Raw genomic sequence first — 14,833 nt, forward strand, 5'->3', positions numbered from 1 at the left:
TCCCGCTTACGCTGCCGACTGTTTACCGCGCAGTACGCCGCGACGGGAGCGGATAGAAATCTGAACCATAGAGAAGTAACGGTGCTCTTCCGGCACTTCATCCAGATTAGTGTAGATCTCTTCTTTATCTGTACTGGCATGAGAAACGTAAGTTGCCGCTCCCTCAAGGCCAAGCTGTTTCAGTTTTGCCGAGAGCTGCGGGATCATACGACCGGCTTTGATCAGCATGATGGTATCGAAGTCATGCACCAGTGTTTCAAGGCACTCAATACCATAGGTCGCAGGCACGACGCAGAAACGCTCTTTGCCGTCGGCCAGAGGAATTTTGGTTGCCGCCGGTACTGCCGTAATGGAAGTCACACCCGGTACAATAACAGGAACCACTTGCGGCGCGATTTCGTCCAGTTCTTCCTGAATATAAGCCCAGGTACTGAATACTGACGGATCGCCTTCAGTCACAAATACCACAGATTTGCCTTCTTTCAGGCGCTCAAGAATCGCCTCAGCACCCGCCTGCCAAGCAGGAACATTCAGTGACGCGTCTCGGGTCATAGGAAAATGCAAAAACAGACGCTCACCGGAAATCTCTTCTTCTGATAGTGCCCCGGTTACGATTTCCCATGCAAATGAATCGGCTTTGCCTTTGTTTTTTTCAGGGATAGCAACCACATCGGCTTCTGCTATCAGGCGAGCCGCTTTAAGAGTAAGCAGTTCGCTGTCTCCTGTACCAACACCAACTGCGTATAGCTGACCTAAGTTATTATTGTCCATGAATTTCTCCTACACAGTTTTTGTTATTGTGAATAAATGAATCGGGTTCTCCGCCTGATAGCGAAGATAATGAGCAAGCGGTTGAGTGCTGGATACGTTAACCATCTGAGCATCAAAGCTGACGTCGTTCTGCTTCGCCCACTGGTAGACTTCCGCCACCGTATCCATAGTGACAGCCGAAACCACAAGACGGCCGCCACTCTTTAGTGAATCCAGACAGTAAGAAAGAATAGATTCCATCGCACCTCTGCTGCCGCCGACAAATATGGCGTCTGGCTTTTCCAGTTCCGACAGGGCCTCAGGAGCCTTGCCTTTAATCAGTTCAACATTATCAGTGCCATGGGCAAAAATATTTGCCTGAATACTTTCAAAGCACTCTTCATTACACTCCACGGCATATACCTGGCCATTGTTAGCAAACTTTGCGGACTCAATGGCAACCGAACCTGAGCCTGTGCCTATATCCCAGACGGTATCATCTGACTGAATCCGCATACTGGTGAGAGCAAGATGACGGATCGACTGCTTGGTGATCAGGCCGTTTTTCGGCATACGTTTCAGGTAGCTTTGGTCAGAAGAAAACTGACCGTGCCCGCCCCACAGAGCCTGATTTTCCCTCTGAGCCACCAGAATGTTGAGCGGGTCAAATCCGGTATCACTCTCAGCCAGTTCTTCTACGCTGAAAGTTCTGATGGTTTCTTCCGTGCCACCAAGCTGCTCGCAAACGCTGAGCTTCCAGCCGGTTTCACTGAACTGCTTCATATGTGCAGCGACAATCTGTGGCGTGTTTTTGCTGTCGGTAAGAATGGCAAACAAATTACCCTGCTGCATCTTAGCCACCAAACCCGCCAGCTTACGGCCATGGCAGGAAATAAAGCGACTCTCCGACCATGGGATACCCAGCCTTGAAAAGGCCAGTTGCGCAGAGCTATGAGTGGGAATAAAGCTAAGCTCGTCCACCGGCATTTTCTTTAACAGAGTACTGCCAATACCAAAGAACAGAGGATCGCCCGACGCCAGCACAACCACACCGCCCTCTTCGCTTTCGTCAATCACTTCACTCAGCCAGTCAGAAAAGCCCTGACTCATATCCAGAAACAGGCCTTCAAACTGAGGAAACCATTCAAGATGGCGCGGATGCCCTGCCACTACGCGCGCAGCCGCAACAGCGTTCACTGCCTTGCTGGTCAGGCTAACGCAACCATCTTCAGGAACACCAACAACCGTTATACTCGTCATCGTTATTTACACCGTCTGGTACATAAGTGCGTGAATAGTCGAAACCACAATCGGACTGCCGCCTTTACGCCCTGCACTGGCGATATATGGCACCTTTGACTGCTGCATCAATTCGTCTTTTGACTCTTCTGCCTTAACAAAGCCCACAGGAATGCCGACAATCAGCGCCGGTTTTATTTCACCGGCTTCAACCATACGCAGTACTTCATACAGAGCGGTAGGCGCATTACCCACACCAATAATCGCGCCATCCAGCAGACCTGAATCACGCGCTTTACGCATCGCCCAGATTGCGCGGGTTTCACCCTTCTCTTTGGCTATGGCTATCACTTCTTCATCGCTGATAAAGCAATGCACGCTGTTGTTGTTCACCGCCAGTCGCTGCGCACTCAGGCCGCTGGTGATCATGGTGACATCACTGACAATCGGGCAACCTGACTTAATCGCCTCGATACCGGCTTCCACCGCACCTTCACTAAAGTGAAATAGTTTGGCAAACTCAAAATCACCCGTGGTATGGATTGCTCTTCTTACCACAGGCCACTGTTTTTCATCGAAGTTATGACCGCCATGAAACTGGTGGATTTCCTGATCGATAATCGAAAACGAGTCATTTTCAATTACCTGCCCCTGACGGGTCATCTGCTTCATTTTTTCCATTGTTTTTCCACCTGAATACTGTTTTAGGTTTCGTCTTAGCCGAATCCCTTAATTCTCGTCACTTCAAAGCCGTCTACTTTCGTCATCCCGGAAATTGCGAAGCTTTTATCCGGGATCTACTGTCTGTGCGCTGTAGAGCTACAAATAACCTTATACCTTACAACGCGCCTTAATCAGATTCCCGTTTTCACGGGAATGACGACGACTGTTGAAATGACTATATATGGAAGGAATTAGCTGCGAGCCAACTCCTTCCCATCAAAATCAATCAAAATCACATCAATTTCCAGCGCATCCGCGGTATAGCGATTGGCATGTGCCTGAGTTTCCCTGCATAAACGGTTAAGAAAACTCTGTTCATTATTGTCACGTACCAAATTCAGCACATGCCGTCCGGTATTTGCACAAGTTATCTCACCGCACAAAGACGCAGACAAGCCTTCCTCTTTCGCAAGCTCACTCAGGCGCTGAAAGTCAATTGCATGGCCGGAAACATGAGTCATCATTCGCCCTGAAACCAGCTTGCCCATTTTGCCAATCATGGTCACCAGCGTAACACGCGTTACACTGTAGCGTTTCGAAGCCCGCAAACCGACACCAATAAAATCACCTGCCTGGATAAAGGCCATATCCGGCAGGTCAGGAAGCAAAGCCATAGCCGCCTTTTCTGAGCGTCCGCCTGTGGTTAATACAAGGTGCTCAGAGCCATTGGCCCTGGCAATCTGAACCGACTGCCTTACCGATGCCGCATAAGCAGAGGTCGAAAACGGCTTAACCGTACCCCGGGTTCCCAGAATCGAGATGCCACCGATAAGCCCGAGTCTTTCACTAATGGTCTCTTTCGCCGCTTTTTCACCGCCGGGAACTGAAATGGTCAGTTCCAGCCCTGTTTGTTCATCTGCTTTCTGCCATTCCAGCTTTGCCATTTCTAAAATATTGGCTCTCGGCACCGGGTTAATGGCTGGTTCTCCCACAGGTAGTTCCAGTCCCGGCAAAGTCACTGTGGCTACGCCTTTTCCGCCTTTAAGGAAAATACCCGGCTCGCTTATACGTCTGGCGCTGCACTGAATCTCTAAACCATGTGTGCAATCCGGATCATCACCGGCATCTTTAATGATGCCTGCAGTCACCTCTTCTGCTCCCTCAAGACGGCAGAGTTCAAAGGTGACAAAGTCCCGGTTTGGCAGCTGTATTTCGATATGTGAAAAAGGAGTCTGCTGAATAAGCATTCTCACCGCAGCCCTTGCAGCTGCCGCAGCACATGCACCTGTCGTATAACCGTGGCGCAATTCTTCATTGTGCTTTGAACGCTTTAACTTACCCACTTAATTTCCAATCCATATAACTCATTTTTGTCGTCGCTTCGCGCTCACGAAACACGCCACTTATATCACTCCAAAGCCAACCACCGCCGTCATCCCGGGAATGACGACGGAGCAGGAATTCAAGTTCGTCTTCATCATCACGAAAATGACGTAAGACGGTAAAGACTGGTTTTAAGTTACGAGAACAATTTGGCGGGAATCATAGAAAAGCAATGCTGAGTGATCCCGCCCAGTCTTTATAAAATATGTTCTATTTAGCAGGTTCTGGCTTACGAATCCGGCCTCAATTTGCCGGTAATTTATTCGCTTACAGTTGCGGGTACAGCCCAGGATTTTCACCTGATTCACTAAGATAGCAGACGCTATCTGGTACTAAATAAGTTGAGGAAGTCTCTCATATGGCATTACTAATAATTTTGACGCTTATCAATTTTAGACAATAGATAAATATCGCCCTTTGAAAAATAGGCAAATCGATAAATAAGTCCTTTAATTTACAAAAGCAACATATTGATAAAGCGTGACTTTTTAAAATCAACAGCTAACAAGCGCAAAAATACCGATACATTTACACCACTTCATTATAGTGACATAGATCACGGATACAATCTGCCTGAAATGCAACGAAATCACACATGATATAAGCGTAAAAGCCTATATTTTGTGACTTCAAACACATATACTCCTTCACCGAATCAGAACTTGTCAGGCATTTTAAGGTAGTTATCAGTGAGCTCAGACAACATTAAATTTATCGCAGCGGATATGGACGGTACGCTTTTAGATGAAAAGGGAAAACTGGATCCTGCATTTTTCGGGCTATATGAACAGCTTGAAGAAAACAACATCATCTTCGCTGCCGCCTCTGGCCGTCAGTACTACAGCCTGTTAAAGACCTTTGAACCAATCAAAGACCGAATGATGTTTATTGCTGAAAACGGCACCATGGTAATGCATAAAGGCCAGGAGCTTTATAGCTGCACTATGGGGCAGGAAAACATCAACAACATTATCAATCATGCCCGTTCCATTGAAGGAGCGCATATCGTTCTGTGCGGAAAGCAGTCAGCTTATATCGAAACTCAGGCAGCGGATGCATTGGAAGAGTTCAGTAAATACTATGAACGCTGCCATTATGTAGAAGATCTTCTGACTGTAGAAGATGAATTTATCAAAGTCGCCATCTGCCATTTTGATGGTACCGAAGAGAAGGTCTATCCAGGCATCAACCAGATGTTTGGCCATGATCATAAAGTCGTCATCAGTGCCCGTGTCTGGCTGGATATTATGAATTCCGAGGCTTCAAAGGGAGCGGCCATCGAAAACCTGCAGGAAAGGCTGAATTTCGGTTATAACGAAACCATGAGTTTTGGTGATTACTTCAATGATGTGGAAATGCTTCAGTCCAGCTATCACTCCTACGCCGTAGAAAACGCGCATGAAGGCGTGAAAAAATACGCCCGTTTTTCTGCTCCGGGTAACAACGAGGGCGGCGTGTTACAGGTTATTCGTGCTCATCTGAATAACGCATAATTTATAGCCGTTTCAGGACTTATAGCATCAGATTCAATCTTGAATAGTTATGCAAAAATCTCGTTCCCACGGTCCTCCGTGGGAATGCATATCAGACTCAAAGTTACCAGCTGAGTATAAACTTTCACGGAACTTATTTTCTGCTCTTTTAGTGTTTTACGTAGATGTTTTCAGCCGCGGCATGCATTCCCACGCAGGAGCATAGGAACGAGGGCGTGGTGAATGATTTGACGTTTTTATTGCATAAAGAAAGTATGCTATTTATAGAGAGCATACCGGTTCTTACCAGCCTGTTTCGCCATATACATGGCTTCATCCGCTCGCTGAATAAGCTCTTCAGCACTGGCTCCATCTTTTGGATACAGAGATACCCCGATGCTCACCGAAGTCTGTACTCTTGCCTCTCCTAGCTGCATCGGCATCATTGCTGACTTTAAAAGCCGTTTGACGATACTTTCATAATCTTCAGCTTCATTTATGTTCGCCAGGATGGCAACAAACTCATCTCCCCCGACACGGGCAAGGGTATCGCCTTCGCGTATGCAATGACTCATAAGGCCTGCAATTCTTGACAGCACCTTATCACCCGCATCATGCCCATAAGTGTCATTAATGGCCTTAAAACCATCCAAATCAAGGTAAACCACAGCAAACATCTGCCGGGTTCTTTCATACTGTTTGATAGACAACTTCAATCTGTCGGTTAGCAGCAAGCGATTCGGTAGCTGGGTGATAAAGTCGTAATGAGCGATCTTTTCCAGTTGCTGCTGGTGTTCCTTCATCGGTGTGATATTTGAGAAAATAGCAACATAGTTCTGAATCTCGCCTCTGTTATTCGTTACTGCACTAATGGTGAGCAACTCAGCGTATAAGTCGCCATATTTGCTTTTATTCCAGATTTCTCCTGACCAGTAATGCTCTGTAAGCAGGGAGCCCCACAGATTCTCATAAAACTGTTTATCGTGCTTACCGGATTTTAATATACCCGGATTCTGGCCTATTGCCTCTTCACGCGTATAGCCGGTGATTAGTGAAAATGTCTCATTCACATCCAGTATGTTTGCGTTCGCATCGGTGATGACGATACCTTCACGGGCATGAGTAAACACACTCGCCGCAAGTTTTAGTTCCTGAGATTTTGCATACCACTCATCCGTTGTTAACTTATCGATTTCCCGGGAGATTATGCCGATTTCATTATTCGGATATTGGGAGATGGTTTCGCTCTTCCAGTCACCCTGAACAACGGAGGTCACCTTACTCTTTAACCTGATTAGTGGCGTACTAAACTTCTCACTTAAGGTGTGACTCTGAGCTAATCCAAGTAAAACGGATACCACTAAGGCCAGCAGAACATAGAGCCCGATGTTAAAAATAATACCACTGAGAATTTCAGCCCGTTCCACCACAGTGACGACAACCCAGTCAGCTTCATAGGTGTGACTAAAATAGGCGATTTTGTTTATGCCATCCAAAACATAAGATAAATAGCCTTCTTCATCGCTGAAGCTCAGATTTTCAGTGATTAATTCTGAAATGTTCTTCCCTATAATTTTAGGGTCGTGGTGAAGGATGATGATTCCTTCCGGGTTGATCACATAGCTGTAGGAAGAGTGATAGATATCGCCTCGTTTAGCTAACTGTTCCATTAACACTTCAATGGAGCTGTCCGCTGCAATTACACCTGTGACTTTTTTGTCCTGGTTATAAAGCACCTTACCCGTAGAGAGTAACCATTCATGAGTGGTTATTTCATGATAAGGCAACCCTGTGGAGAGCTCAGGCTGTGCCTCCACTGCCGCAACGTACCATGGCCTTATGGTCGCGTCGTAATCTTCTGGCAGTGTGAAGCCATCAATGATTAGCTCAGCCTTATTCGTTTCATAACCTGAATACAAATACGAGACATAGCGGTGCCGCTTCGCAACGGCTCTGTACAATTCGATGACTTCCTGCTCTTGCTCAGCGTCCAAGTCAGCGCCATGACGGACCAGAGGATTGTCCGCCAGCATTTCAACCACGCTTTTTATTTCAGAGAAATAGCCATCGATAAAATAGCTCACCGCATAATTTCTTTGCTTTATCGAGCTGCGGGCGGCATCCATTCCCGATTTGTAGAGGATTTGGGCAAGAGCACCACCAAGAAGGATAAGAATGACAAGTGATAAAATAAAACTGCTTTTGAAAATATCGTGCTTGATGGATTTATATTTTTTTTCGATGGACATCGCTACTGTGTCTGAGCTGACTCTGATTTTACTTATTATTCTTAGTCAACTGATGCTGTTAGATATTCAATAGCAGCAATATAGCATAAGCTAAAAATTGGCACACATGACTTAAGTCAATAAACATATTTAATACATATTGTTCACAAAGATGTTTCATAACCGGTTTATCTTCCTGACTGACGCAGGGAGCAAACACCCCTGAGCCACATTAGACCGGTTGACTCACTGGTTAATTGAACTTATATTTGAAAATAAAATAGTTTCATTTTCAACTAAAGTGTGTAACTTAAAAGGTTGTAACCATGCAAGATTGGACTAAAGTTCTTAAGTCTGTAATTTTATTAAATAAAATGCTTTTCAGAAGAAGCGCACCTATACATTCAGATGGCAGTTTGAATCTTACCCAGGAGAAGGTACTGCTGGCTGTTTACGACAATCCTATGAGTTCGCAAAAAGAGATTATCCGTTATATGGACAAGGATAAAGGCTCTGTCAGTAAGGTCATACAAAATTTAGTCGAGCTTGGATTTGTTGAGCGCCACCCGTTTGCACAAGACAGAAGACAAGTCCGCCTGGAGCTGTCTGTAACAGGCAAAGCCGAGATATTGAGAATTAAAGATAACTTTTCCAGGCACGTAAACAAAACGATTTCTGAGCTGGATAAAGATAAGCAGGAAGCACTTTATATACATCTTGATGCTTTACTGGACATTGCACTGGAGATCGAAGCGAAGCAAGGCAATAAAGAGTTATAATCTTTCCTCTCAATTTTCTCCCTTCACAATACCCATAACCATCTGACTCTTAAATGAAAGCCCGTCTTAGGGCTTTTATTGTTTTGATCTTCTCTCTGAACAATTAGTTTCTTTTCCAACTATTTCATTCTCACCTATTGAACAAATATTACCCGTAAGATATAGTTGCAAAATAAATAGTTTCATATTCAACTATCATGTTTTGCAACTATATTTCTATTGTCCAAACCGAGGAATAAATGATGAACTTCACAACGCCATCTAAGCTAAGTGCTATCGCTGTCTTAACTGCTCTTTTCGTATCAGGAAGCGCAGCCGCGCAAGCGACAACTTATGACGTGATTTCCAGAAAAGATGCCGGACCTGAACCGACTGCGTACCAGAAAACAAAAGCAGCAACGGCGAATGGTGCGGTTAATGAAAACGTTGTGACCTATACAGAAAGAGTTTTCAACCAGGATACCTGGATGCTGAAACGCGGCGTTGTACAGCCAGTAGGCGAGGCGGAATTCAGTGCATGGGAAATGCTGAGTGATGAAGGGGGCATGGACTATGAACAGGCAGCACCAAACCCATTAAGTTATATGACAGCCGGTATTGCATCCAGCCTGTTAACTCAGCTTAACCGCGCTGCGCTGGTAATGGATTTAGATATCAAAGAGATTAAAGTTGAAACCAAAGTAACCTTCCACTGGGCTGATGCCATGACAAGCAAATGGTCTGGCTATACGGACAAAGTAACCGCAAATATCTTAATCGATAGCGACGAACCGGCAGAGAAAGTTGCCGAACTCAAAGCAATGGCATACAAGTCATGGGCTATTGGCTCAGGGCTAGCGAATAAAGTTAAGGTCGATTCAGAAGCGGTTGTTGAGAATCAGGAGCTGCACTGGAAAGACCATGGCGCTCACCAGGGAAAAGTTTCCGGCCCGGTTTCAGAAGATAACGGCTTAACGCTGTCCACTAAGTCTTCACCAATTGAGCCGCAGACACTGGAAGTTGGTAAAGATGTTAGCACACCAGAAATTATTCAGGCGCGCCCATTTGCAATTATTGCTATTGCTGAGTCTGCAAATGATACCCAGCGTCCATTTATGAACAAAATAAAAGTCCGCGCTGTTCAGGACAACTACGCAACATGGGATCTCTATGCCGATGACAGCCGTGGTTATGCAGGTACCGACAAGGCACCAACCTCAAGAGATTACTTCACACTTGGCACCTCATTCTGCCTGATGAGCCAGCTTAGCGCCAATGACGAAATGTACTTCAAAAAGCAGGGCGTAAAACTGGATGATTATCGTGTTTCTCATCAGTTCAACTATCAGGAAACAGGCTTTATGACTCCTGAGATGACCGGCAGCATGGGTACCATCATCACCAAAGGCATTGTAAAAAGTGAAGAAGAGAAGCAGACACTGGTCGATTTCTTCTATCAGTCACTACGCTGCTGCTTTGCTGGTGAATCTTTAGTTAACGAGACGGAAATGGAATCCAACATCTATCTGAACGGCAAAGCGATTTAACCGATAAAGCAAAGAAATTTTAGAAGAGAAATACAATGAAAAGTACAGATATAGCCATTATCGGAGGCTCCGTAGGTGGACTGGTCGCGGCGGTTACCTCAAAAAAACGTAATCCTGAGAAATCCGTTACCGTCATCCGAAATGTGATGAAATCCATGGTGCCTTGCGGTATCCCCTATATTTACGGAACACTGAAAGCAGTAGAAAAAGACCAGATCCCGGATCAGAAATTTCTGGATATGGGAATTGAAATTGTCTGCTCAGATGTTGCCAGCATTGATCGTGACAACAAGGCGCTGCAATTTCGTGATGGTGAGGCACTCCGGTACGATAAACTGATTGTCGCAACCGGCTCGAAGCCCTTTGTCCCGCCGATTAAGGGGGTCGCTCTGGACAACGTATTCGTGGTGGAAAAAGATCCGGTTAAACTACAATCGCTATATAACGCACTGGAAACGGCAAAGAATGTGATTGTTATTGGCGGAGGCTTTATCGGCGTCGAAATGGCCGAGCAGATCACTGTTATGAAACAGGCAGAGAAAGACACGAAAGTCACTATTGTCGAGATGCTTCCCCACTGCCTTATGATGGCTTGTGAAGAAGAGTTCTGTGTACAGGTTGAAAATGAGCTGACCGAAAGCGGAATCAATATTGTAACCGGCCAGGGGGTTAAAGAAATCCGCGGCGGCAATCAGGTCACATCCGTGCTGCTTGCTGATGGCACAGAGCTGAGTGCCGACCTTGTTCTGATCAGTGCCGGAGCAAAACCCAATGCTGAACTGGCTGAAAAGTGTGGTTTAAAAACCGACCCGCATCAGGGCATCGTTGTAAACGAGTATATGCAGACCAATGACCCGGATATCTTTGCCGCAGGTGACTGCGCATCGAAAACCGCCTTTATTACCGGCAAGCCAAGCGGGATCAGACTGGCATCAGTCGCCAGCAGCGAAGGTATGATTGCCGCCAGCAACCTCTACAATGAGGTGAAGCGCAAAAGTATGGGCGCGCTTGGCGCATTCGCAACGAAAGTGGGTCCTCATTCCATTGCATCGGCTGGCTTAACCACTAAAGCCGCTGAAGAAGAAGGGATTGAAGTTGTCGTGGGTGAAGCAGTAGCACCAAACCGCCACCCAGGAAACCTGCCCGGTTGCGTAATGAATATGAAAGCGATGCTGTTGTTCCGCAAAGATAACGGAAAAATCGTTGGCGGGCACGTTATCGGCGGTGAGTCTGCAGCCGATATGGTTAATGCCATTTCCGTTGCAATACAGGCAGGCAATACCATGGAAGAGTTGGCCACAATGCAATACGCCACTCACCCGCTGCTAACGGCCTCTCCAACGGCTTACCATATTATGCTGGCAGCAGAAAACGGAGCGATTAAGCTAAAACGTCTGCAAGAAAAGCAGAGTGCTAAGGAAGCGCTTACTGTGTAATAGCAAGCAAGGCCAGCGTGTACAAACCTGGCCTTGTTACTTTAATATCAAGCGCGGTTACCCCACAGGAAAAGTCATTGATACTTTCAAGCCCATTGCCCTCTGTATTACGACTTTTGTCGCTGCGGTAAAATTTCTCGCAAAGCCTTTTCTGGCGCGCTGCGACTTACTCCCCTATTCATATCTGGGGGGAGTGACATAAATCGGTGCTACGGCACCGTTTTTTGTGCCTGCAAACCAATAAATTCGCACTTTAAACAAGAAAGGCAGGACGCCCACAAACCTGGCGCACACTCAGTATTTGTCAGGAAATGTGGCTGACAGAAAATGGCCGGATTAATCAGGCCAAATAGAGAGAAAAATCTTGCCTGAAATCATATAAATGTGGGCTGTTTATTGTGAACGACCCCATTGCTTTCTATAGTTAACAGAAGCCGGAAAACACCGAAGAACTTCAACAATGGATAACTTAGAAAAACTGCTGGCCGAAGCGTTGATGGACGAATATCTCGCCCATGCTAATTACACTCGTGTCATCGAAAAATTTGGCAACCGCATGCCATTTGCAAACATTGTAATGGCAGAGCAGCGTCACGTCAGTGCCCTTATCCCACTGTTTTTAAAGTATGGTTTTCAGGTTCCGGCTGACCCTTATGTGGGAAGAGTCGAAGTGCCCGCAACCTTTGTAGCCTGTTGCCAGCTCGGCATCAATGGTGAGATTCGAAACATTGAGATGTATGACCGGCTTATGGCTCAGACAAATCTGCCGGATGTACTACAGGTCTTTAGCTGGCTTCGCCGTGCGTCACTGGTAAACCATCTGCCTGCTTTCCAGCGTTGCGCCTCAATGCAATCATTTCAGACTCCGCTTACCACGCAACCTTCTCCAGCCATGGCTGCTGTCTCGCCAGAGTTTGCGCCAGCATCGTCAGACCAGACTATGTCAAGAATGCAGGGAGCGAATGGCAAAAGCGAAGATGCTGAAGACGATACGCTGCTGGCAGGACTTGCTGCGGGTGCATTGGCTCTGTTTGCCTTAACCGTAGCAATTAAGTTCAGGGCTGACTAGGCCCTGATCTCTGCCACCTTTTTCTGAATCAAATCTTGCATTAACTCCATAAGCCAGGCCAGCCGAGGGTGGTTAATATCCCGCTTCAGACCAATCAGATCGACATTGAAATCAGGAATATCTATCGGTGGTTCACACATAGTTAAACCATCATCATCGACCACAACTTTACCTACCATTTCAGCCATTACTGCAAGCAGTGTGCGCTCTTTAAGCATCTGTCGTATAGTCAGGTAACGGGTAGTTCCGATAACAACGTTCCGCTTTGTCTGCATTTTCTTCAGTGTAACATCAACCTGACTGACCAGTTCCTGATTGGCAGTGATAATAGCCTGTGGTGTATCAAGATACTCTTGCAGTGAAATCGGCGAAGATGCATGCACCTTGCTGTTATCAAACATGCACAAATGCTTCTCCTGATAGAGAAAGTTTCTAAATACATGATCCGGTAAACTGTGGAATACGCCAACACAGAGATCCACTTCGTCATTTTCAAGCAAGCCTACACAGTGCTCAGCTGAGTCAGCAGGCTTAAAAATCACCTTAGATTTTGGCGCTAAATGCGAAAGACTGTCGAATAACAGGGGAGCATATATCTGCTCCGCATAGTCACTCAATCCGATTCTGAAAATTCCGTCAAATTCTAGAGCATTGAACTTATCCAGCGGCAGAATATCACTGGTGACTATATGCAGGATCTCAGCAACCTTAGGCGCTATCTCCCGAGCCCTTGTAGTAGGCAGCATACGGTGTCCATGACGCTCAAAAAGCGGGTCCTGAATAAGCTCCCTCAACCGCTTAAGGTTATAACTGGTAGCAGGTTGCCCCAGATGCAGATGCTTAGACGCTTCCGATACGCTTTCAAACCGTATAATCGCATCAAATGTAAGCAGCAAATTGAGGTCAACGCCTTTCCAGTTAACTTCACTCATAAACTTCCCACACCTACCTGTAAAACTCCTTATCAACCCTACTGATTATTAGTATAAATATGTTCAATTTTACTAATAATTAGCCACTTTATACACTCAAGATAGGGATGAGTCAAAGCTAAGGACAGGTATGGACAGGTTGCAGAATCCGTTATGGCGGAACAGTAACTATATGCATCTGTTTCTCGCCCAGGTCACGTCGCTGGTCGGGACGGGTGTAAGTTCTGTATGTCTGGCGCTACTCGCCTACGACCTTGCCAAAGCGGAAGCCAGTTCTGTATTAAGTACGGTGTTTGCAATCAAGATGATAGCCTATATCGGCTTCTCACCACTGTTCGGCGTTATCGCAACCCGACTCCCGGCGCGCCAGACACTGATTACTCTGGATATTATCAGGGCGGCTATGTTCGCTTATATGCCCTTTGTTACCCACACCTGGGAAGTCTATATCCTGATATTTATCATAAACACCTGCTCTGCCGGATTTACCCCGCTCTATTCTGCCTCGCTGCCGAAAGTTCTCCCGGATAAAGATCAGTACACTAAAGCTCTTTCGTTTAGCAGACTGGCTTACGATCTGGAGCAGGTATTCAGCCCGGTACTTACCAGCCTGCTGCTGGGTGTCATTAGCTTCAGAGCACTGTTCTGGTTTGATTCTTTTACCTTTATTATCTCCGGTTTACTGATTGTACTGAGTGTTATACCGACAACTGAGAACAGACGTAAAACAAAAAAAGAGATCAGTTTTTCCAATACTATTGCAGGTATAAACAACTACCTTGCCTCACCGAAATTAAGGGCACTCTGGTACGCCTATATCGCCGCAGCTTCTGCCAGCGCTATGGTTCTGGTTAATACTGTGGTTTATGTTCAGGAACTGCTTCAGGGTGGAGAGACTCAAACCGCTCTGGCGATGCTGGTTGCCGGACTGGGCTCTATGCTGGTTGCGCTTAAGATACCGTCCTGGCTCAAGATCCATCAGCCACAACGATACCAGCTTATCGGTATTGTTCTGGTTTGTCTGGCGTTTGCCGGAGGTGCATTTACGCCGGACTGGATGGGCTTTATCTTAGTGTATTTTGTGCTCGGTGCTGGTATGTCCTGTATTCAGACTCCGGCAGGTGTCGTAGTCAACGAAGAGAGTAAAGACGAAGATAGCGCCCCCTATTTTGCAGCCCACTTCTCCCTTACCCACTTCTGGTGGCTGATAACCTACCTGGTGTCTGGTTTCAGCGCCAGTTGGTTTGGCTTATCTGTTTCGTATTTGGTTATGATGCTGTTAAGCGTGATTAGCCTGACACTTTACCTTTATGAACAGCGCAGACATAAAACGGCTGATCTGCTCAGCTAACCAGC

General features: G+C 46.2%; 12 protein-coding genes and 1 riboswitch. Of the genes, 6 read left to right on the forward strand and 6 right to left on the reverse strand.

The window, feature by feature from the left end:
- Nucleotides 1-6: 6 nt before the first annotated feature.
- The 4 genes from cobI to L3Q72_RS17425 all read right to left on the reverse strand — a co-directional run bounded on the left by cobI (nt 7) and on the right by L3Q72_RS17425 (nt 3,995).
- Nucleotides 7-771, reverse strand: coding sequence for a precorrin-2 C(20)-methyltransferase (cobI, locus tag L3Q72_RS17410; protein ID WP_275133433.1), 765 nt, complete (start codon nt 769-771; stop codon nt 7-9).
- A gap of 9 nt (nt 772-780) precedes the next feature.
- Nucleotides 781-2,010, reverse strand: coding sequence for a precorrin-6y C5,15-methyltransferase (decarboxylating) subunit CbiE (gene cbiE, locus L3Q72_RS17415; protein WP_275133434.1), 1,230 nt, complete (start codon nt 2,008-2,010; stop codon nt 781-783).
- A 6-nt stretch (nt 2,011-2,016) separates the two neighbouring features.
- Nucleotides 2,017-2,670 carry a precorrin-8X methylmutase gene (locus L3Q72_RS17420; RefSeq protein ID WP_275133435.1) on the reverse strand — a complete coding sequence of 218 codons (654 nt, stop codon included), beginning with the start codon at nt 2,668-2,670 and terminating at the stop codon, nt 2,017-2,019.
- A gap of 233 nt (nt 2,671-2,903) precedes the next feature.
- Nucleotides 2,904-3,995 (reverse strand): cobalt-precorrin-5B (C(1))-methyltransferase, encoded by a 1,092-nt coding sequence (locus L3Q72_RS17425; RefSeq protein ID WP_275133436.1) that lies wholly within the window; start codon nt 3,993-3,995, stop codon nt 2,904-2,906.
- A 238-nt stretch (nt 3,996-4,233) separates the two neighbouring features.
- Nucleotides 4,234-4,387: riboswitch (cobalamin riboswitch) on the reverse strand.
- A 337-nt stretch (nt 4,388-4,724) separates the two neighbouring features.
- Between L3Q72_RS17425 and L3Q72_RS17430 the strand changes: the two genes are divergently transcribed.
- Nucleotides 4,725-5,528 carry a Cof-type HAD-IIB family hydrolase gene (locus L3Q72_RS17430; protein ID WP_275133437.1) on the forward strand — a complete coding sequence of 268 codons (804 nt, stop codon included), beginning with the start codon at nt 4,725-4,727 and terminating at the stop codon, nt 5,526-5,528.
- A gap of 257 nt (nt 5,529-5,785) precedes the next feature.
- Here L3Q72_RS17430 and L3Q72_RS17435 read toward each other — a convergent pair whose 3' ends face one another.
- Nucleotides 5,786-7,756, reverse strand: coding sequence for a diguanylate cyclase (locus tag L3Q72_RS17435; RefSeq protein ID WP_275133438.1), 1,971 nt, complete (start codon nt 7,754-7,756; stop codon nt 5,786-5,788).
- Nucleotides 7,757-8,061: 305 nt separating this feature from the next.
- Here L3Q72_RS17435 and L3Q72_RS17440 point away from each other — a divergent pair, with 305 nt between their 5' ends.
- The 4 genes from L3Q72_RS17440 to L3Q72_RS17455 all read left to right on the forward strand — a co-directional run bounded on the left by L3Q72_RS17440 (nt 8,062) and on the right by L3Q72_RS17455 (nt 12,545).
- Nucleotides 8,062-8,514, forward strand: a complete 453-nt coding sequence (locus L3Q72_RS17440) for a MarR family transcriptional regulator (protein ID WP_275133439.1) — start codon at nt 8,062-8,064, stop codon at nt 8,512-8,514.
- A 242-nt stretch (nt 8,515-8,756) separates the two neighbouring features.
- Nucleotides 8,757-10,040, forward strand: a complete 1,284-nt coding sequence (locus tag L3Q72_RS17445; RefSeq protein WP_275133440.1) for a hypothetical protein — start codon at nt 8,757-8,759, stop codon at nt 10,038-10,040.
- 35 nt (nt 10,041-10,075) lie between these two features.
- On the forward strand, nt 10,076-11,476 hold the full coding sequence (locus tag L3Q72_RS17450; protein ID WP_275133441.1) for an FAD-dependent oxidoreductase: 1,401 nt from the start codon (nt 10,076-10,078) through the stop codon (nt 11,474-11,476).
- 460 nt (nt 11,477-11,936) lie between these two features.
- On the forward strand, nt 11,937-12,545 hold the full coding sequence (locus L3Q72_RS17455; RefSeq protein WP_275133442.1) for a hypothetical protein: 609 nt from the start codon (nt 11,937-11,939) through the stop codon (nt 12,543-12,545).
- Here L3Q72_RS17455 and L3Q72_RS17460 read toward each other — a convergent pair.
- Nucleotides 12,542-13,477 carry a LysR substrate-binding domain-containing protein gene (locus L3Q72_RS17460; protein ID WP_275133443.1) on the reverse strand — a complete coding sequence of 312 codons (936 nt, stop codon included), beginning with the start codon at nt 13,475-13,477 and terminating at the stop codon, nt 12,542-12,544. The two genes, L3Q72_RS17455 and L3Q72_RS17460, sit on opposite strands and share 4 nt — an antisense overlap.
- Nucleotides 13,478-13,649: 172 nt before the next feature.
- Here L3Q72_RS17460 and L3Q72_RS17465 point away from each other — a divergent pair, with 172 nt between their 5' ends.
- Nucleotides 13,650-14,828, forward strand: a complete 1,179-nt coding sequence (locus tag L3Q72_RS17465) for an MFS transporter (protein WP_275133444.1) — start codon at nt 13,650-13,652, stop codon at nt 14,826-14,828.
- Nucleotides 14,829-14,833: the final 5 nt, after the last annotated feature.

It is taken from the genome of Vibrio sp. JC009 (assembly GCF_029016485.1).
In the GTDB taxonomy this organism is placed as follows: Bacteria; Pseudomonadota; Gammaproteobacteria; order Enterobacterales; family Vibrionaceae; genus Vibrio.